This is a genomic window from Niastella caeni, assembly GCF_004834005.1.
GTDB classification, from domain to species: domain Bacteria; phylum Bacteroidota; class Bacteroidia; order Chitinophagales; family Chitinophagaceae; genus Niastella; species Niastella caeni.
In genome coordinates, this window is record NZ_STFF01000008.1 from 335572 (window position 1) to 354946 (window position 19375).

At 45.4% G+C, this 19375-nt stretch carries 14 protein-coding genes, 1 tRNA gene and 1 rRNA gene; 12 read left to right on the plus strand and 4 right to left on the minus strand.

Annotated features, from left to right (window positions below; genetic code table 11):
- Positions 1-7: 7 nt before the first annotated feature.
- Genes FAM09_RS24905 through FAM09_RS24915 form a run of 3 tightly spaced genes read left to right on the plus strand, consistent with a single transcriptional unit; the run spans position 8 to position 2962 of the window.
- The gene (locus FAM09_RS24905; protein ID WP_136579879.1) at positions 8-715 is read left to right on the plus strand and encodes a hypothetical protein; all 708 of its coding nucleotides are present in this window, start codon (positions 8-10) and stop codon (positions 713-715) included.
- Positions 712-1392: a hypothetical protein gene (locus tag FAM09_RS24910; RefSeq protein ID WP_136579880.1), complete on the plus strand. Its 681-nt coding sequence runs from the start codon at positions 712-714 to the stop codon at positions 1390-1392. The genes FAM09_RS24905 and FAM09_RS24910 overlap by 4 nt, the downstream gene beginning before the upstream one ends.
- A complete protein-coding gene (locus FAM09_RS24915) occupies positions 1298-2962 on the plus strand; it encodes a hypothetical protein (RefSeq protein WP_136579881.1) in 1665 nt (554 codons plus the stop codon). The genes FAM09_RS24910 and FAM09_RS24915 overlap by 95 nt, the downstream gene beginning before the upstream one ends.
- Before the next feature lie 223 nt (positions 2963-3185).
- On the opposite strand, the gene FAM09_RS24920 is transcribed toward FAM09_RS24915, so the two are convergent.
- Together FAM09_RS24920 and FAM09_RS24925 are read right to left on the minus strand one after the other, a co-directional pair.
- Positions 3186-4319, minus strand: a complete 1134-nt coding sequence (locus FAM09_RS24920; protein ID WP_166437264.1) for a tyrosine-type recombinase/integrase — start codon at positions 4317-4319, stop codon at positions 3186-3188.
- Between the two features lie 176 nt (positions 4320-4495).
- A tRNA-Glu gene (locus FAM09_RS24925) sits at positions 4496-4567 on the minus strand.
- A 384-nt stretch (positions 4568-4951) separates the two neighbouring features.
- Between FAM09_RS24925 and gap the strand changes: the two genes are divergently transcribed.
- The 7 genes from gap to FAM09_RS24960 all read left to right on the plus strand — a co-directional run bounded on the left by gap (position 4952) and on the right by FAM09_RS24960 (position 11246).
- Positions 4952-5992: a type I glyceraldehyde-3-phosphate dehydrogenase gene (gap, locus tag FAM09_RS24930; RefSeq protein ID WP_136579883.1), complete on the plus strand. Its 1041-nt coding sequence runs from the start codon at positions 4952-4954 to the stop codon at positions 5990-5992.
- Between the two features lie 109 nt (positions 5993-6101).
- Positions 6102-7301, plus strand: a complete 1200-nt coding sequence (locus tag FAM09_RS24935) for a phosphoglycerate kinase (protein WP_136579884.1) — start codon at positions 6102-6104, stop codon at positions 7299-7301.
- Positions 7302-7417: 116 nt separating this feature from the next.
- On the plus strand, positions 7418-8053 hold the full coding sequence (locus FAM09_RS24940) for a hypothetical protein (RefSeq protein ID WP_136579885.1): 636 nt from the start codon (positions 7418-7420) through the stop codon (positions 8051-8053).
- A 131-nt stretch (positions 8054-8184) separates the two neighbouring features.
- The gene (locus FAM09_RS24945; RefSeq protein ID WP_136579886.1) at positions 8185-8817 is read left to right on the plus strand and encodes a hypothetical protein; all 633 of its coding nucleotides are present in this window, start codon (positions 8185-8187) and stop codon (positions 8815-8817) included.
- Between the two features lie 476 nt (positions 8818-9293).
- Complete coding sequence (locus tag FAM09_RS24950; RefSeq protein ID WP_136579887.1) at positions 9294-9890, plus strand: LemA family protein; 597 nt, start codon at positions 9294-9296, stop codon at positions 9888-9890.
- Positions 9891-9895: 5 nt separating this feature from the next.
- Positions 9896-10357 (plus strand): TPM domain-containing protein, encoded by a 462-nt coding sequence (locus tag FAM09_RS24955; RefSeq protein ID WP_136579888.1) that lies wholly within the window; start codon positions 9896-9898, stop codon positions 10355-10357.
- A gap of 94 nt (positions 10358-10451) precedes the next feature.
- The gene (locus FAM09_RS24960; protein ID WP_136579889.1) at positions 10452-11246 is read left to right on the plus strand and encodes a TPM domain-containing protein; all 795 of its coding nucleotides are present in this window, start codon (positions 10452-10454) and stop codon (positions 11244-11246) included.
- A 192-nt stretch (positions 11247-11438) separates the two neighbouring features.
- Here FAM09_RS24960 and FAM09_RS24965 read toward each other — a convergent pair whose 3' ends face one another.
- A complete protein-coding gene (locus tag FAM09_RS24965; RefSeq protein WP_136579890.1) occupies positions 11439-13946 on the minus strand; it encodes a M1 family aminopeptidase in 2508 nt (835 codons plus the stop codon).
- An 81-nt stretch (positions 13947-14027) separates the two neighbouring features.
- Between FAM09_RS24965 and FAM09_RS24970 the strand changes: the two genes are divergently transcribed.
- On the plus strand, positions 14028-16070 hold the full coding sequence (locus tag FAM09_RS24970; RefSeq protein ID WP_136579891.1) for a hypothetical protein: 2043 nt from the start codon (positions 14028-14030) through the stop codon (positions 16068-16070).
- Positions 16071-16475: 405 nt separating this feature from the next.
- Complete coding sequence (gene truA, locus FAM09_RS24975) at positions 16476-17225, plus strand: tRNA pseudouridine(38-40) synthase TruA (protein WP_136579892.1); 750 nt, start codon at positions 16476-16478, stop codon at positions 17223-17225.
- A gap of 556 nt (positions 17226-17781) precedes the next feature.
- Here truA and FAM09_RS24980 read toward each other — a convergent pair.
- A 16S ribosomal RNA gene (locus FAM09_RS24980) occupies positions 17782-19311 on the minus strand.
- Positions 19312-19375 lie beyond the last annotated feature (64 nt).

The following is a 19375-nucleotide window of genomic DNA, read 5'->3' on the forward strand; positions in this document are numbered from 1 at the left end:
TTCCAGCATGGTAGACATTAAAGCCTGGCTCAACAGCCGGGTTAAAAACTATGATGCAGGGGTGAAACTATATTTAAGGTTCGGGAAAGATCCCGCGCTTGTAGCCCTTTTTACAAAAGAAGCCGAAAGCGATTTTAAACGCACGCGGCTGCAACAGGCGCTGCAGGAATTGATTTGCCCTACGCCGGTTACAACTGAAGCCAATCTGAAGTTTTCTCCATTGATCTATAACGCCATAAAACCTGAATTTAACCAACTTCACAAAGGGTGGCCCAATCCGATCACTGACCCCGTTATTCAGGCCCTATTTGAGCAATGGCGCCCTTTGTATTCTGAATTGATGAGCGCCCAACAGCGCATCTATGAAGTTGCCCTGCAAGGCGAAAATGGCAATACGGCCAAAGCGCTGGAATCTTGCCAGCTTGCTCACCGAATTATGGATCTGGATAATCAGTGCGACGATCTCTATGCACAACGTGATCATTATCTGGCCAACGGTCACCTACCTGATGGCGGCTGGGAAAAAGAGGTAGTAGGTGATCCGGTTCGATGGGTAACCGAGCGGCAAAATGCTTTACGTTACATCCGCGACTACCGTGCAAAGATTAAAAAGGACCCCACAAACAAGCTGGTTCCAAAATGGGAGCAAAAGATACTCGATTGGCAAAAGGAAGTGGACCAGTTTAATAAACTTTTAAAGCTCGATGATGAATGAAACAGTTAGCACAAAGAGGGGATGTTAAAACAAGGATTGGTAAGTTCCTGGCCGGCGAAAAGATACTACTGAACAGCGATGAAGAAAAGATTTTAGCCCGGTGGGAAACGGCTAACGAGCTTTTGGTAGCGAAAGAAAAGACCTGGTTGCAGATTCGTGATCATATTGCCGGAACTTTTTCCGTTTCAAAATTCACCGCTGAAAATGATATCTGCAACGCCCAGGAGGTATTTGGTTCGAACCGTAAAATCAATAAACGGTTTCTGTTACACCTGCACCTCGATAGGATGGATCGGGATATTGAACGCATTCGTGAAGGGTTGTTTTATATTGAAGATGACGAATTGCGGGTGAAAAAGAACCGTACCCCAAAAGACAAAGAAATCGCCGCTTTTGCGCGTCTTATGGAAGCCTACACCTATGCCCTTAATAGCATCCCCGATGATGCTGACAGAACCAAGCTACCACCACCCATTTACATATTCAAATTACCTGATGGGGTTAGCATAACCCAACCTATGAGTGTGGCGGATGCCTTGAAAGCTGCTGATGAATACATCGATTACGAAGAAATCAACAACAATGGACCAACCGATATACAACCCGATGGATCAGCCGGTACGCGAGAAGGTGATGCCGGTACCGCACATGATGATTCGCCTGGTGAGGGCGAATAACACTTATTTCGTGGCAAACCGAGGTGGGTTTAAAACGACGATGGGTATCAGCCTGTATGTGGTAGATACCGTAAAGGAATTGCCCCGCTCAACGGGCATCATATGCGGCCCAACATTCGAGCACCTGGGCGATAATACCCTGAATCCATTATTCAATAGCTTAAATGAAGATGGCTTTGAACCGGGCGTGCATTACGTGCTAGGCACCAAACCGCCAGATACCTGGGAAAAACCACTCATCCGGGTTGATACGGCAAAGAAATATGATCATATGATCAGTTGGTGGAATGGAGTGAATCACTTCCTGATTTCAATGCAAAAGAAGGGGTCTGCGAACGGGATCTCCGCGCAACACGGTGTATTTGATGAAATCAAACTGATGGATGAAAAGGAACTAAACGATGTGGTGTTTCCCGTATTCCGCGGTAATGAAAAGGCGGTAATTACCGAGGAAGGCCACCCGAATAAAGGAATGCGATTCTATGACCATCCGTTGTTTATGAGTAAGTTTTTTGCCACTGATAAGCTGGCTGATCCGGCCCATATACGGTGGGTGCTCAACAAAAAACAACTTAATGACTACCGAAAGCTGGATATTATTTTAACGCTGCAGTTGGAGTTGAACCGGTTAAAAGAAGAATATGACGGCGCCGGCATCAACAAACGCCAGAAGTTAAAACCAAAGATCCACGCCATTGAAGTGCGTTTATCCAACCTTCGCCGCAACCTTACCTTCTACGTCGAAAGCGACCATACGCACACCATTCAAATATTGGGACAGCGCTGGTATGATGATAAAGTCGCCAGCACCCGACCGTATGAGCTTAAGGTAGCTATTAAGAATGAAGATCCCGATCGTCCCGAGGATGGCTTCTATCCAGACTTTGACGAGAATAAACATTGCCATGAGCTAATGAATGATTATGATGCTAATAAGCCATTAATTATTGCTGCCGATTATCAACACAGTGTAAGCCCTATCCCAATAACACAGATTGGTAAACTACAAGGTAAGCAAAAAGATTCATTGAACTATATTGATTGCATACACACATTAGCGCCGCAAGGGTTAGAAGATGCTGTTCAAATGCTGTGTAATAAGTATAAGCTACATGGGCGTAAAGTGGTGTATTATATATACGATCACACAGCAAAGGGTAAGCGTAATGATGCGGAGAAGTATTATACCATTGTGCTTAATACCTTCCGTAAGAATAGATGGAAGGTTGTGGAGGTCTATACCGGCCTGGCGCCTACTCACTTCGATAAGTACAACGACACCAAAACGTGGTTAAAGAACGATACAGGTGATACAATGGATATTTATATCAATAGGAACCGGTGTTGCAAGCTCATACGATCTATCACAAGTGCGCCGGTAACCATGAAAGGCGGGAAGACCGAAAAGGATAAGAAGTATGAGAACACCGCGAAATACCCCAACCTTGATCAATCCGAAACCACACACTATAGCGACGCATTTGATATGATCAATCATGGCGTGCTGAAGCTTAAGCGTGTACAATTCAGCGCCTTTGGGGGTGGTGGCTTAGGGTTTAGAATGTATTGATTATCAATGTAGCATGGCGATTCATGGAGCGTATAGTATAGCGCTGTACGAAGCGTATTGTATAGCGCCGTACAGCGCGTCATATATCTATGCCGGCAAACATCCGCCGGCCGCGTTGACAGGGACACCCAAGAATCGAGCGCCTTTTTTCAAATTTATTTGGAACAACCGTTCCGAATTGGTTGTGCGGTAGTAGTTTGGTAAATATTACGTTACTAAAGTCCTATATAAAGCTATTGAAGTTAATTTGCTCAGTATCAATAAAATAAACCCCTAAAGCACGATTGTATTTTTCAGTCTGTACAGCACTGGAATGCCGGTTCTGCCGCTGTTGCCATTTAAGGTCAACCTTGCCTTTATTTTTTATTAGATATTCAATATTGCCACTATGTTTTAATGCGTAAGGATTTTTATCAATCTGCAGTTCACTATATTTAACCAAATCATTCCATAAGTCATTAAAGTGATACCGTTGATTTAACATTACTTCACCTGGTAAATACCCATTTCTGCCGAATATATAAAAGGTATCAGGATACTTCCCCAAATCCATTTCTACCAGAAATTCATACAAGGGATCAAGAATTTGCACCATGGCGGGTTTGTCGTTTTTTGTTTCCTCCTTTCTAAAAATTATAGCCCGATTCGTTAGATCGATATCCTTAATCCGCAGCCGCATTATTTCTATGGGTCTTGCCCATGCATAATATATGAAGGCTAAGAATCTTACAAATGGCCGCTGTTCTTTTTCGAGCAAGTGCTTAATAATTCTTTCTAATTCTTTAGCAGTAAAAGGTTCAAATATATCCTTTCTGCTTTCCTTCAGTTTGCGGCCTCTTTGAGCCTTTAAAACCGGTACGTTGCGGAATGGATTGGAACCAATTTTTAATTCATCCCACAAAATGCCCAAATGTGAAACCGTTGCATTCACAGTTTTTCGGGCTAGTTTACAATCTTCCTTTAAGTAGGTTTGAAACTGTAAGCATTCTGATAGGTTTACCTCATCGATCTTTAGTTGCCCTTTGTTTTTTGCATCTAAATATTTTTTCCAACGCCCAAACATTAACCGGTATGTTTCACCTGCATTTGGAGTACTGATCTTGCATAGTTCATCCAATATTTTTTGCAGTTGATCTTTACAGGTAGGTATGATCACAACTTTATTGGTGACTGGTTGTGATTGTAACTTTATTTCTTCAAAAGGGTTGTAGCCTTCCTTTAATCTTTCCTTCATGAATTTTACGGCTTCATGCCCCCATGCATAGCGGTCAGATAATGTACGTTTATAATTCATTTTAAACGTTGGGCGGAACCGTTCCATCAAGTGTGTTTCCGGATTAAGGAAGTAGTATTCCACATACCAGGGTTTGGTAATATCTCCGCCGGCATCATACAATTCCGGTTTTGTGTACTGTGTTTGCATAGTGGGAGCATTTAAAAAGTCTTTATAAAGCGCTTTATTGCTTGCCTTACTTTTTGGCTGACTTTTGCTCCCTACACGACAAAAGTCGCCTTGAGAGCGACTTTGCTTTGTACCGCGTACGGGATTCGAACCCGTATCACCACCGTGAAAGGGTGGTGTCCTAGCCCTTAGACGAACGCGGCTCGTTTTTGGGAGTGCAAAGATAGGGAGCGGCCACATTCCTCCAAAAAAAATCTCGTTTTCTTTCAAATATTTTTTCAACCCCTCACTTTGCCGATTATCTCGTTATCCGATGCTTACTTCCCCTAAATCATCCCGTTACAATTTTATTCCATACCTGATAACCAAATTTTAACTAATCAAATGACAGCTACCCGCTTACCTTTTTTTGCGCTTAATTACTTCTTCTTTCGATTTCCTGGTTAATCCCTTTCGCAAGTAGAGTATTCTCGGCAAACTCAACAAAATCGCCGGTTGGTGGCCTCAATACACAAATTTCATAAACCCAATTACTCACAAAATTGTACCTTAGCCCCCGCAATTTTTAACTATTAAAAAATTAGATCATGAGCACAGTCAAAGTGGCGATCAACGGTTTTGGTCGTATCGGCCGTTTAGTATATCGTCAGATTTATAAAATGGACGGGATCGAAGTAGTAGCTATCAATGACCTCACCAGCCCTAAAGTTTTAGCCCACCTCCTCAAATATGATAGCGCACAGGGCCGTTTCGATGCTGAAGTAAAAAGTACCGACAACTCTATTATAGTAAATGGCGACGAAGTAAAAATCTATGCTCAAAAGAACCCGGCCGAAATTCCCTGGAAACAACACGATGTTGATGTTGTACTGGAATGTACCGGTTTCTTCACCGATAAAGCAAAAGCTGAAGCTCACCTCACCGCTGGTGCAAAAAGAGTGGTAATCTCCGCACCCGCAACCGGTGATCTGAAAACAATCGTATTCAACGTTAACCATAGTATTCTCGACGGTACTGAAACTGTTATCAGCTGCGCCAGCTGTACTACCAACTGTCTGGCTCCAATGGCTCAGGTACTCGACGAAAAATTCGGTATCGTTAACGGTCTTATGACCACCATCCACGCGTATACCAACGACCAGAACACCCAGGATGCACCCCATCCGAAAGGTGACCTGCGTCGCGCCCGCGCTGCTGCACAAAACATCGTGCCTAACAGTACCGGTGCTGCCAAAGCCATTGGCCTGGTATTGCCTAACCTGAAAGGTAAATTAGATGGTTCTGCTCAACGCGTACCAACCCTCACCGGTTCTTTAACTGAAGTTACCGCTGTATTAAGCAAAAAAGTTACCGTTGAAGAAGTGAACGCCGCTATGAAAGGTGCTGCCAACGAAAGCTTTGGTTATACTGAAGATGAGATCGTAAGCAGCGATATCATCGGTATCTCTTATGGCTCTTTATACGACGCTACGCAAACACGCGTACAAACTGTAGGCGATGTTCAACTGGTGCGCACAGTTAGCTGGTACGATAACGAAATGAGCTATGTTAGCCAGCTCGTTCGTACTGTGAACTATTTTGCAAAACTGATCAACAAAGGCGCTGCAAAAGAAAAAGTAAAAGCTTAATAAATAATCACAGGATTAATGTTTCTTAATCCTTCATTAACCACAAAGATGTTGTAGCCGAGAACGCTTCAATTCCCTTTGTGGTTAACTTTTTTAAAACTACCTCCTCATGTCTACATTCAGCCAATATAACTTTAAGGGTCAGAAAGCACTGATCCGGGTTGATTTTAACGTGCCGCTTGACAAAAAAACATTTGCTATTACCGACGATACCCGCATGACTGCGGCTGTGCCCACCATTAAAAAAATACTGGGCGACGGTGGTAGTGTGATCCTCATGAGCCACCTGGGCCGGCCAAAAGAAGGTCCCGAAGAAAAATCTTCTTTAAAACATCTGGTAAGCCATTTGTCTCAATTGCTTGGTGGCATCAATGTAGCGTTTGCCAATGATTGCATAGGCAAAGAAGCTTTTGACAAAGCCGCTGCTTTACAGCCCGGCCAGGTATTGCTGCTGGAAAATCTTCGTTTTTATAAAGAAGAAGAAAAAGGCGATGCAGGTTTTGCTGAAAAGTTAAGCAAACTGGGCGATGTATATGTGAACGATGCTTTCGGTACCGCCCACCGCGCACATGCTTCTACTGCCGTGATCGCACAGTTCTTCGCAAGCGAAAAAAGAATGTTCGGTTTGCTGATGGAAAGTGAAGTGGCCAGTGCTGAGAAAGTAATGCACAGTGCAGAAAAACCATTTACCGCAATCATCGGCGGCGCCAAAGTTTCTGACAAGATCCTCATCATCGAAAACCTGCTCGACAGAGCAACCGATATCATCATCGGCGGTGGTATGGCTTATACTTTTGAAAAAGCACAGGGCGGCCATATCGGTAACTCGCTCTGCGAAGACGACCGCCTGGATACAGCCCGCGAGCTGTTGAAAAAAGCGGAAGCCAAAGGGGTATGCCTGCATTTCCCTTCCGATTCTGTGATCGCCGATAAATTCGATGCCAATGCGCTTACTTCCAATGCGCCCAGCAATAATATTCCCGATGGCTGGATGGGACTCGACATTGGCCCCAACGCCTGCACACAGTTTGCCAATGTGGTCAAACGGTCAAAGACCATTTTATGGAATGGTCCTATGGGTGTGTTTGAAATGGACAAGTTTCAACATGGCACCAAAACCATCGCTACTGCTGTGGCAGAAGCTACCCAGGATGGCGCTTTCTCACTGGTAGGTGGGGGCGACTCTGTTGCTGCTGTTAACCAGTTTGGCTATGCCGATGAGGTTAGCTATGTTTCTACCGGCGGCGGCGCTATGCTGGAGTTTTTTGAAGGAAAAGAACTGCCCGGGATCGCAGCTATTAAGAAATAGTTTATTTTACATACCTGAATGCCACGTACCCCTCAAAGGACGTGGCATTACTTTTTTAATTATGGCATAGTTTTAATAGTTAACCTTATGCCTGTCTTATGTAAAATATGCGAATTATGAAAAAGGGCTACCGCTGGCTGTTTATTGCTACTGTTATCCTGGGGATGGCTTCCTGCCAAAAAGAAATTCATGGCGATGCAGCCTTGAATCCCGGTACGCCTGCCGATACAATCCCTGGTACCGAAGTAGGGGATTGGAAATTCATCTCGCTGCAGGGAACCATTGCTCAAACTACTGAAGTAGCCCAGTCAGGGGCTTCCCTGAAAGGCGTTAGCAATACAAATTTTACCTCACAAAATAATGCGGGCACACTTACTTTCGATAGCGCTACCATGACTGTTAACGGATTGGCACTGAGTATCAATACTACCGCCAAAACGTATGTTTATATGAATGGCTTTTTGATCGATTCCCTTCAGGCGCCACTAACTCATACCATTACACCTCAAAGTACAACGGCCGGTTATCAAAAAATAGGCGCAGACTCCCTGTATTTTCAGGATGGCGGATTGTTAAATTCTCTCACCGGCGGTATACTGCCTTCTGCCCCAACAGGTTGCAAATTAACTTTCGAAGGTAATACCATGAAAATAACGGTTGCGTACGATATCGTTACTACTCAGGACTACCAGGGCTTTCCGGCTAAAGTTACCATGCATGCCGTACTGGTGGCCACTTTGCAAAGAAACTAATGCAATAAGGCTTTACCCACTGCAACGTAAGATATATAGTATTTGTCTTATTTAGGTTTTAATACTCAAAGCGAAATATTATTTTTGCGAAGCAATTTTCTGCCCTAACCAAAACTCAAAAAGTAGCAACTATGAGAAAGTTAACCCCTTTCCTGCTTTTAGGTAGCATTTTACTGGCGATGACCTCCTGTCAAAAGGAAAAAAGTGTTGATACCTTAAGTCACGGGAGCGGTAGCGCTGGCAGTACCGGAAGTGAAAAAGGAACGTGGAAATTTCTTTTCATGCAGGCTGCTACCTCACAAACTATTGAATACAAGGATGGGATCGACGATGTTAAAACCGTTACCATCAGTGATTATACCACCGAAAATAATGCGGGAACCGTGAAGTTCGATGGCTCCAAAATGACTGCCACCGGGTTAACCTATTCAGTTGATGCCATGGCCAAAGGCTATCTATATACAAACGGAGTACTCGAAGATTCCCTCGAATTTCCATTTGCTGCTACCGTGCCCCCCACCAGTTCTACCGCCAGCTACAAAAAAGCAGGCGCTGATTCAATATATGTTCAATCGGGCGTGTTTACGGGTATAGGGTCAGGCGGAACCACGCAAGCCACCCCTGGCGGCTATAAGCTGAAATTTAATGGCGATAAAATGACCATGACAACAGTTTACGACGATACTAAACTTGAGTTTGTAATGGGCATGTCGCAAAAAACCATCAGTCATGCAGTAGTAGTTCTTACATTGCAAAAGCAGTAAGCACTCAACGCAACACCTGCTTCTTCTACACTTCTGTTATTTTATCATCGTTTCTTATCTGTACAAACACATCCTTTACCATCAGGCGAAATACACACATCGCGCATACGGTCTTAATTAATGTAGAATTCGAATGTACTGTCAATACCTTACGCGCTGTACTCAACTTCACTTGAACCAACCGGTTGTTCTTTCATGTAGCCAGCAACAGCGAATTATACCAGAAAGCATCGTGATGCATAAACAGTTGTAAGTGATAAATTGTTTCATAAAATAAGATTTTGCCTAAGCTGTGTAACGAAAACCATGGTGCTACGACTAAAGTAGTACGTTGTTTATAACACGGCGCCCGTAGTGCGTGTTAAAAGACGACCGCGGATGACCAGATCACCTTAACAGTTTGTTACTCACTGAAATGGTAGATAGGTTATAGTAAAAAATCGGTACATTTATAAGACATAAAACTCTAAATAGATATGAAATCTCGTAATCTGGTTCTCATCGTTGTGTTGGCCTTTATTTTAATATTAGGTGGCTGCGGATGTAACGGATATAACAGAATGATCAACCTCGATGAAAATGTAAAGAACAAGTGGAACAACGTGCAGAGCGATTACCAACGACGCGCCGACCTCATTCCAAACCTGGTAAGTACGGTAAAGGGCGCAGCCAATTTTGAACAAACAACGTTGACTCAGGTAATTGAAGCAAGGGCAAAAGCCACTTCTATGAATATTAATGCCGAAAATCTTACACCCGAAAAAATACAGCAATTCCAACAAGCGCAAAGCCAATTGGGCGGTGCGTTAAGCCGATTGCTGGTGGTGGCAGAACAATATCCTCAATTGCAGGCTACGCAAAGTTTCAGAGATCTGCAGGCTCAATTGGAAGGAACAGAAAACCGCATCAAGGTTTCCCGTAACGACTTTAACTCTGCTGTGCAGGAGTATAACTCAGTAGTTCGTCGTTTCCCTAACAACCTCTTTGCCGGCATGTTTGGGTTCACCGTAAAAGAGGGATTCAAGGCAGAAGCCGGTTCAGAAAGAGCTCCTAAAGTAGATTTCCAAAAATAATATCCATGGCATTTTTCCCCTTTTCCAAAAGGAAAGAATTTTTTTCGCCCGACGAACAGAACCGTATTGTAAACGCCATTCGTCAGGCCGAACAACAAACCAGCGGCGAGATCAGGGTATACACCGAAAGCCGCTGCCGGTTTGTTGATCCCTTAGACAGGGCTGCAGAAATTTTCTGGGGTCTTAAAATGGACGCTACCAAAGACCGTAATGGGGTATTGGTTTACGTGGCTATGAAAGATCATCAGTTTGCTATCCTGGCCGATCAGGGTATTCATGAAAAGGTTGGACAAGCATTCTGGTACCAGGAAGTTGCGGTGATGAAATCGCATTTTAGCAAAGCACACCCTGCAGAAGCTATTGAAGCGGTGGTCAATGACATAGGACTGGCTTTAAAAACACATTTTCCTTACGACCGTTCAAACGATAAGAATGAATTACCCGATGACATGGTGTTTGGGAAGTGATTGAATTGTTACCAGTTGCCAGTTACCGGGTCCCGGGAACTGGTAACCGGTAACCGGTAACTGACGATAATCAGCAGGTTTTATATCTATAGCAATGACAGGTAAATTGAAACTACTTTTTGTTCCCGTATTACTCTTTGTGTCGTTTATTACGTCGGCACAAAATATACCCGCCCGACCAAATCCCCCGAAACTGGTAAATGACTTTGCCGGTGTATTATCGCCAGGTGATGAGCAGCAGTTGGAAAGCCTGCTTACAGCCTACGACGATAGCACCAGTAACCAGATTGCCATTGTGCTCGTGAACACGCTCAACGATTATCCCATTGAAGAATATGCGTTGAAGATCTTGCGCGATTGGGGCGTTGGGAATAAGAAAACGAATAATGGCATCGTCATTCTGGCCGCTATTGAAGATAGAAAGATCCGTATTGAAGTAGGCTACGGGCTCGAAGGCGCCATACCTGATATTACTGCCAATCATATTATTCAAAATGATATTGTCCCCAACTTCAGATCGGGCGATTATTTCGAAGGCCTGTCAAAAGCGGCTGGTTCTATTATAAAAGCAGCCGCCGGAGAATACAAAGCGCCAGCGGGATACCGAAAGAAGAAAGGCGGCGGCAGTGCAATCCCCTTTGGGGCCATTGTTTTCATCATTATTCTGATTGCGCTATTCGGTGGCCGAAATCGAGGCGGTGGCGGCGGCTTTATGAGCCGTCGTGGTTCAGGCTGGATAGGTCCGTTTATTTTAGGCAACATGATTGGCCGTGGCAGTAGTGGTGGCGATTGGGGCGGCGGCGGAGGCGGCTGGTCTGGTGGTGGCGGCGGTTTTGGCGGCTTTGGCGGTGGTAGCGGCGGCGGCGGCGGAGCGAGTGGGTCGTGGTAGTTTGTAGTTTATAGTTTATGGTTTGTGGTTGCTTCCGCGTTTTGAGTTTTGTTTATAGATAGTTATAGTTTACAACGTTAAGCTCAAGAATCAAGAACTTTAGTTATTATTTAATCAAAATAAAAAAACAGGCTGTCCGTAATAAGACAGCCTGTTCGAATTTCAGGAAAACAACAAACAACAAACCATAAACTAGAAACCCTTTTTATCTCCCTCTATCTTCGCATTGATGTAATCAATTTGTTCCTGTGCGCTGGTTTTATCAGTAGCAGCAGCGCTGGCGGCTGTCTTTTTAGTAATAACCCCTTTCAGCAGGTTATTTACATAAGGCGTTAAACCGTACGCAGCCAGGGCATCGCGGAATTCGATCACCAGGTCAACTCCCTTTTTAACCCGCTTCGTGTCTTTCACTACGGCTAAAAATTCACAGAAAGGTTGCAGCAGGTTGAATTTTGCCTGCGATATCGGCATATCGTCGAATGCTTTGGCAATGATGTCAAAACTGTTTTCATCGCCCGATTTCACCAGTGTGGTGGTCATCACTTCTACCAGTTTGCCTTTGGCCGGGTATTTTGCCAGGCGTTTGGCTTCTGCCACTGCAGCGGCGCTGTCTAATTTAAATAACGATTCCAGCGCGGTGCCGGCTACCGTATACGATGAATCGTTTACGTTCTTGGTGAAAAGCGATTTGTAAGCGCCGTTATTGTATTGCGAAAGCGCCGCCAAAGCACTTGCCCGAACTTTCGATTTGGGATCGCGTTGTGCCAGTTCTTCCAAAATGGGTTCGGCTTTTTTCCTGACAGTCTCATTTTTCATATCCAGCTTGCCCATCGCAAAAGAGCGCAACCCCTGGTATTTATCTTTCAATGCGGTTAGCAGCAGTTCCTGCGCTTTAGGATTATCCTGGTTGCGGCTGGCAAAGTCAATTGCTTCGCGGCGATCGAGGTACAGGCCGGCATATTTATATTGGTGAATAAAGTTCTCGAGGGTCTTGTTGTCTTTTTTCTCAGCCAATAAGGTCTTTTGTCCGTCTACATTCACCAGGTCGGGGCGGGTGGTATAGGGGAAAGTAAAGGTTTCTTCCTTGTCGTTTATCCAAACATTGTGGCGAACTTTTTCAGCGCCCGTATAAATGTCGATGGCAACAGGTAGAGTGAATACTTTGTCACCGGCCTGTGTTTGCTTCACGGTCACCTGTACGGTTTTGGCGTTATCGTCGTACGCATAATCGATACTGAGTTTGGGATGACCGGCGCCAAAATACCATTGGTTCCAGAACCAGTTCATGTCTTTACCAGTCACTTCTTCAAAGGCAAGGCGCAACTGGTGGGCCTCGGCCGATTTGAATTTATTGGTAGTGAGGTACAGGTTCAATGATTTGAAGAAAGCGCTGTCGCCTACATAGCTGCGCAGCATGTTTAAAATGCGGCCGCCTTTGTTATAGCTAACGGCATCGAACATGGCTTCTTTATCATTATAATAAAAACGCACCAGGTCTTTCTTCTCGCTCTGGCTTTGTATATACCCCTGCATGTCGCCAAAGTTTTGTGCATCGCCGGCATCTTTACCATATTTATATTCATCCCACAGGGTTTCACTGTAGTTGGCAAAAGATTCGTTCAGGGTGAGGTTGCTCCAGCTTTCGCAGGTAACCAGGTCGCCGAACCATTGGTGAAACAGTTCGTGGGCGATGGTGCTTTCCCAGCTATTGCCATCTATCAGTTCGCGGGCATCCTGTTGGGCGCTTTCCTGGTGAAGGGTGGCGGTGGTGTTTTCCATAGCGCCGCTTACGTAATCACGACCTACGATCTGTGAGTATTTCACCCAGGGATATTCTACACCAAGGACTTTCGAGAAAAAGCCCATCATCTCAGGTGTATGGCCGAAGATCTTTTTAGCTACCGGGGCATATTCTTTTTCTACATAATAATTAACTTCTTTGCCTTTGTACGTATCCTTTATTATGCTGTACTCACCAACGCCCATAAAGAACAGGTAAGGCGCGTGTGGCAGTTCCATCTTCCATGCATCGGTACGCGTACCATCGGCATTGGCTTTTTGCGATACCAGTTTACCATTTGAAAGGGTAGCGTATTTGGCCGGAACGGTCATATTGATCTCGTTGGTGGTTTTCTGGCCGGGCTTATCAATGGTAGGGCACCATACAGAGGTGGCCTCGGTTTCACCCTGCGTCCAGATCTGGGTAGGCTTGTCTTTTTCTTCTCCTTTGGGGTTTATAAAATACAAACCCTTGGCATCGGTTATGGCAGCGCTGCCCTGTACTTTCACTTCATCGGGTTTGGCGGTATATTCAATATAAACGGTATACTTTTCTCCGCCTTTATAAGATTTATCCAGGTCAATGTTCAGGTTCCAGCCGTCGTATTTGTATTTCAGGGGTTGCGAAGAAGCTCCCTTTACGATGGCTACTTTTTGAATATCCATGCCCTTGGCGTCCAATGTCAGCGAATCGGTGGGGTAGAAGTGCGGGGCCAGGGTTATCCAGGCCTTGCCGTTCATATATGACTTACTGAAATCGAATTTAACATCCAGTTTGGTGTGAACCAGGTCGTTAATGCGCGGAGCGCTTTCCCGGTACACCTTTTTCCATGAAGTGTCGGGAGCCGCCTCTTCCTGCTGTTGAGCCCACAGGCCAGGCAGTATTCCCAGGGCCAGGATGATTAATGAAAGCTTCTTCATATTGAAAATTTAGAATTTAAGTGGTGTAAAGATAGGCGGGGAGGTGCTTAATAAATGTAAAAAATAGTATAAGTGGCTGTCATGAAAAGGCAAATAAGTAGATTTGCTTTTATGAGCAATCCTTACCGCGTTATAAAACTGCTTGCTTTTGTAACAGGGTTGTGTATAGTATCATGTACAACAGCACTGGCACAGCAGTCTTTATTTGTCTATTTGCAATCTGAAAATGTGCAACCTTTCTACGTGCAAATGGGCGATAAGGTGTATAGTTCTTCTGCCATAGGGCACCTGGTCATTTCCGGACTGGCTGATAAAACCTGTAATTTAGAGATCGGGTTTCCACAGCATGCCACGCAGCCGCAGCGTTTTTCCATCCCTTTGCGTAATAAAGACCATGGGTTCCAGCTTATCAAAAGTGGTTCCCGGGGTTGGGCTTTGCAGGACCTGCAAACCGATGAAACCATAAAGCCGTTGAAAGATCCGGGAAACAGTTCTCTTTTGTATGGCGAACGCAAAAAGGATGATGCTTTTGCCACGTTGATGGCCGCCGTGGTAAATGATTCTTCCGTTCTGTATACTTCTATAGTTAAGAAAGATAGCGAAACAGTGCCGGCTGTGGCAACAAATACCGAGGTAAAACCAGCGGAAAAACAGCCGGGGGTAAAGACCGAAGAAAAACCCGTACAGCCTGTTGATTCAGCGGTTGCCCTAAAGAACGTGGAAACGGTGGTTGCGCCAAATCCGCCCCCAGCCGTTGATACCGCCAGCCTGGTAAGAACGGAAACCAGTACCCGCGATACCGCCCAGGCACCGAAATATGATCCTAAGGAAAGAGGGTTGAACGAAAAGCCGGTAATCAAGAGCGGAGTGGCTAAAATTCAGCAGCAGACGAAAGACGGCGAAACGAAAATGGTTTTTGTAGATAGCAGTGAGTCGCCGGCCAATGTGGTAACTGTTTATATTTCCGAAGAAAAAAAGGACGACGATAAACAGGTAGTGCAAGCCCAGGAGCCAACGGTTGCCCCGGTTGATAATACACCCCCGCCATCCACTACTGTTACCAAAATGGAAACAAAGCAGGAACCAGCGGTGAAAGATCCGGAAAAGGTGGTGACCACGCCGCCTGCGAAAGAAGTGGTTGAGCCTGTAAAGAAAGAAAGCACGCCGGCAAAAGATACAGAGAAGCCTGCCTCCTTAACCAAAGAGGAAATTGCAGAGCAGATAAAGAAAGAAACCTGGCGGTCGGTCCCGGATAAAAAAGCGGCTACCGATACGGTTACCATCATTCTGGAATCGCGGCAAATGAAGAAGGCTGCCGAAGAGCCGGCCAAACCTTTGTATCAGCCCAAAAAGGAAACTCAACCTGTGGTAAAACCGGCTACACCCGATACCACAGTTATGCAAATAGCCGCTCCTGTTAAACCAACTGTAGATGAGGCGCCTAAAAAAGAGGTAGTGAAGGTGGAAGTGAAACCGGAGGTTAAGTCGGAACCGGTTAAGCCGGCAGAGGAAGAAAAGAAAGAAGTTAAGTTGGAACCGGTAAAGGCCGATACGGATGCCAAAAAGGAAAGTGAGCCGGTAGCAACTAAAACCGGGAAAGAAGAGCCTGCCAAAGAGGTTGTTAAGAAAGAAGAACCCAAACCAGCCGTTGAGCCCGAAAAAAAGACGGTAACAGAACCGGCGGCTACCAAAAAAGATACGGTTGCAACGGCGGTAAAACCGGAAACTCAGCCGGCGAAACCCAAAACTATTGATCCGGCGAAACCCAATGGCGGAGATCCGGAAAAGAAAGCTGAAACTACCAGCAAGCTGGTAATGATCAATTCAGATTGTGCAAAACTGGCCACTGATAATGATGTAGACAAAATGCGGGTTAAGATGTTGCCCGAAAACGACCTGCAAAAGAAACTGGCCATTGCTAATAAGTACTTCAAAACTATGTGCTTATATGCCAGGCAGATAAAGGCTTTGTCAGAATTGTTCCCCACGGATGAAACCAAGTACAGGTTCCTGGAATTAGCCTATCCCTTTGCAGCCGATACGGCCAACTTCAAAGAGTTGCATGAGCTGTTGACGGAAGAAATGTATGTAACGAAGTTTAAAAAGCTGGTACGGTTGCAATAGAGGTGAAAGGTCAATGGTGAATGATGAATGGGAACATTATTTCTTAGCATATAACAGCCGGTATCGTTGTATAATGGTACCGGTTTTTTTATTTCTGTATTCAATACATTCCTCGGGTCCTCTTTTACCCCGAGCTTAGGCACAGCTTTGGCTCTTCGCAAATCCTTCGCAAGTTCTTCGCAAATTTGCGAAGAAGCCTAAAAGGATTCTAAGAGAAGTCTAAAAGAGCTTGCGAAGAAGTCCTTGTAAAGGGTTCATTTTCAATGAAGTGTGAGTGAGATGGGAAGCTGTTTAATGATAATCAATAGGTTATGGGCTTTTGCTGGGACGCCGGCGATCGGTTAACCGGCAAGCTATGAACCAGGAACTGAGAACTCTGAACTGTGAACCCGGTATATTTGCCCGATGAACCGATATTTTTTGGAGGTGGCATATCATGGCGGGCGCTATGCCGGGTCGCAGGTACAGCTCAATGCGTTAACTGTACAGGCCGAACTGGAGAAGGCCCTGGAGATCTATTTTAGGCAGCCCTTGCCGCTCACCGGCTCTTCCCGCACCGATGCCGGGGTACATGCCGCCCAGAATTTCTATCACTTCGACATACCGGGGCCCGCAAATCCCAGGGCGATCTATAACCTCAACGCCATTTTACCGCACGACATCGCCATAAAGCAAATAATTCCGGTGCCTGCCACGGCGCATTGCCGGTTCGATGCTATCGCCCGTGAATATGAATACTTTATTTACCAGTTTAAAGATCCGTTCCTGGTAGATAGGGCGTGGTATTACCCCTACACGTTCAGTCTGGAAGCGCTGCAAGCAGCCGCCGGGGTATTGACCGGGTATACCGATTTTACCTCCTTTTCGAAACGAAATTCCCAGGTTAAAACTTTTAATTGCACCCTTGCGTACAGCGAGTGGCAGGAGAGGGGCCAGGGGGTGGTTTACCGGGTAAAAGGCAACCGGTTTTTAAGGGGTATGGTGCGGGGGTTGGTAGGCACTATGATGCAGGTTGGGCGGGGTAAAATAACGCTGCAGGAGTTCAGGGGAATCATCGAAGCGAAGGACTGTACAGAGGCCGATTTTTCAGTGCCCGGGCATGGTTTGTTTTTACAGAAAGTGGAGTATCCCGCACATTATTTTTTTGAAAGCTGAAATACTAAAATCGGTTGAACATGATAGTGGGGATGCAGGCAACAAATACAGTAAAACAATTTTGAAAGTGTTTATTCAAATTAACACCGCCGTAAAAAAAAATATTGTGCTGAAACCCTTGTAGGACGTGTGTTTCAATGAAATGCAAAAAATAAAAGCAAAATATATTTGGTAAGAAGTTAAACCGGCCTATCTTTGCGGCCCGCTTTACAAAAAAGCACACTTACACGAAGTTCTTTACATAAAAAGTTTACCCGCTGCACTTGTAAATAAGCACTGAAAAGAGTAGGAGTTAGAGAAGAAAAAAGTGAAAGAAAAGTTTGGAAGTGAAAATGAAAAGCGCTTATCTTTGCAGCCCGGTTTAAACGAAAGTTCTTTACAAGATATTGCATCGAAATCACGAAAAAAGAAATTGTGAAAATCGAATAAAAAATTTGGATGCAATAAGTTAGAAACACTACCTTTGCAACCCCAATCAAAAATAGGGTAGCAAAGAAGAAGAGAGAAAGAGGTGATGTAAAGAAACGACAACAGATAATACGATGAGTGAGAGAGGGAAAGAGGTAAAGAAAACAAAATAAATCGCATTGGTTACCTTGTTACGACTTAGCCCCAGTCACCAGTTTTACCCTAGGCGGCTCCTTGCGGTTACCGACTTTAGGTACACCCGGCTTCCATGGCTTGACGGGCGGTGTGTGCAAGGTCCGGGAACGTATTCACCGTATCATTGCTGATATACGATTACTAGCGATTCCAGCTTCACGCAGTCGAGTTGCAGACTGCGATCTGAACTGAGAAAAGGTTTTTGGGATTAGCTCCTTGTTACCAAGTGGCAGCCCTTTGTCCTTCCCATTGTAGCACGTGTGTAGCCCTGGGCATAAAGGCCATGATGACTTGACATCATCCCCTCCTTCCTCACGTCTTACGACGGCAGTTTCATTAGAGTTCCCAGCTTTACCTGATGGCAACTAATGATGGGGGTTGCGCTCGTTGCGGGACTTAACCCAACACCTCACGGCACGAGCTGACGACAGCCATGCAGCACCTTACTGGCGGTGTATTGCTACAAAGTGAGCTTTCACCCACGGTCCACCAGCATTCTAGCCCAGGTAAGGTTCCTCGCGTATCATCGAATTAAACCACATGCTCCACCGCTTGTGCGGACCCCCGCCAATTCCTTTGAGTTTCAACCTTGCGGTCGTACTTCCCAGGTGGGATACTTAATGCTTTCGCTCAGACACACACTGTGTATCGCGTATGTCGAGTATCCATCGTTTAGGGCGTGGACTACCAGGGTATCTAATCCTGTTTGATCCCCACGCTTTCGTGCCTCAGTGTCAATACTCGTGTAGCAAGCTGCCTTCGCTATCGGTGTTCTATGTCATATCTAAGCATTTCACCGCTACATGACATATTCCGCTTACCTCCACGAGATTCAAGATTGATAGTATCAACGGCAGTTTCCAAGTTAAGCTTGGAGATTTCACCACTGACTTACCAACCCACCTACGCACCCTTTAAACCCAGTGAATCCGGATAACGCTTGCACCCTCCGTATTACCGCGGCTGCTGGCACGGAGTTAGCCGGTGCTTATTCATCGGGTACCGTCAACCTCTCAAGAATGAAAGGGTTTCTTCTCCGATAAAAGAAGTTTACAATCCAGAGGACCTTCATCCTCCACGCGGCATGGCTGGTTCAGACTTGCGTCCATTGACCAATATTCCTTACTGCTGCCTCCCGTAGGAGTCGGGCCCGTGTCTCAGTGCCCGTGTGACTGGTCGTGCTCTCACACCAGTTACTGATCGTAGGCTTGGTGGGCTGTTACCCCGCCAACTACCTAATCAGCCGCACGCCCATCTTTAAGTGCCGGAGCTTTAATTATCAAGTGATGCCACTTAACAATTTTATGGGGTATTAATTTTCGTTTCCGAAAGCTATCCCCCGCTTAAAGGAAGGTTGCGTACGTGTTCCGCACCCGTTTGCCGGTCGCCGCCCATGTATTGCTACACTGCGCTGCCCCTCGACTTGCATGTATTAAGCCTGCCGCTAGCGTTCATCCTGAGCCAGGATCAAACTCTTAAAGATCTTTGAAAGTTTGGAAGCAACAGCACTCCGATGGAAATCGGAGGTAAGGTTATCGACTCGAAAA

Excerpts from the sequence above, each read along its gene's own strand:
- FAM09_RS24905 (WP_136579879.1), top strand. The coding sequence starts at position 8 with ATGGTAGACATTAAAGCCTGGCTCAACAGCCGGGTTAAAAACTATGAT.
- FAM09_RS24910 (WP_136579880.1), top strand. The coding sequence starts at position 712 with ATGAAACAGTTAGCACAAAGAGGGGATGTTAAAACAAGGATTGGTAAG.
- FAM09_RS24915 (WP_136579881.1), top strand. The coding sequence starts at position 1,298 with ATGGACCAACCGATATACAACCCGATGGATCAGCCGGTACGCGAGAAG.
- gap (WP_136579883.1), top strand. The coding sequence starts at position 4,952 with ATGAGCACAGTCAAAGTGGCGATCAACGGTTTTGGTCGTATCGGCCGT.
- FAM09_RS24935 (WP_136579884.1), top strand. The coding sequence starts at position 6,102 with ATGTCTACATTCAGCCAATATAACTTTAAGGGTCAGAAAGCACTGATC.
- FAM09_RS24940 (WP_136579885.1), top strand. The coding sequence starts at position 7,418 with ATGAAAAAGGGCTACCGCTGGCTGTTTATTGCTACTGTTATCCTGGGG.
- FAM09_RS24945 (WP_136579886.1), top strand. The coding sequence starts at position 8,185 with ATGAGAAAGTTAACCCCTTTCCTGCTTTTAGGTAGCATTTTACTGGCG.
- FAM09_RS24950 (WP_136579887.1), top strand. The coding sequence starts at position 9,294 with ATGAAATCTCGTAATCTGGTTCTCATCGTTGTGTTGGCCTTTATTTTA.
- FAM09_RS24955 (WP_136579888.1), top strand. The coding sequence starts at position 9,896 with ATGGCATTTTTCCCCTTTTCCAAAAGGAAAGAATTTTTTTCGCCCGAC.
- FAM09_RS24960 (WP_136579889.1), top strand. The coding sequence starts at position 10,452 with ATGACAGGTAAATTGAAACTACTTTTTGTTCCCGTATTACTCTTTGTG.
- FAM09_RS24965 (WP_136579890.1), bottom strand. The coding sequence starts at position 13,946 with ATGAAGAAGCTTTCATTAATCATCCTGGCCCTGGGAATACTGCCTGGC.
- FAM09_RS24970 (WP_136579891.1), top strand. The coding sequence starts at position 14,028 with ATGAAAAGGCAAATAAGTAGATTTGCTTTTATGAGCAATCCTTACCGC.
- truA (WP_136579892.1), top strand. The coding sequence starts at position 16,476 with ATGAACCGATATTTTTTGGAGGTGGCATATCATGGCGGGCGCTATGCC.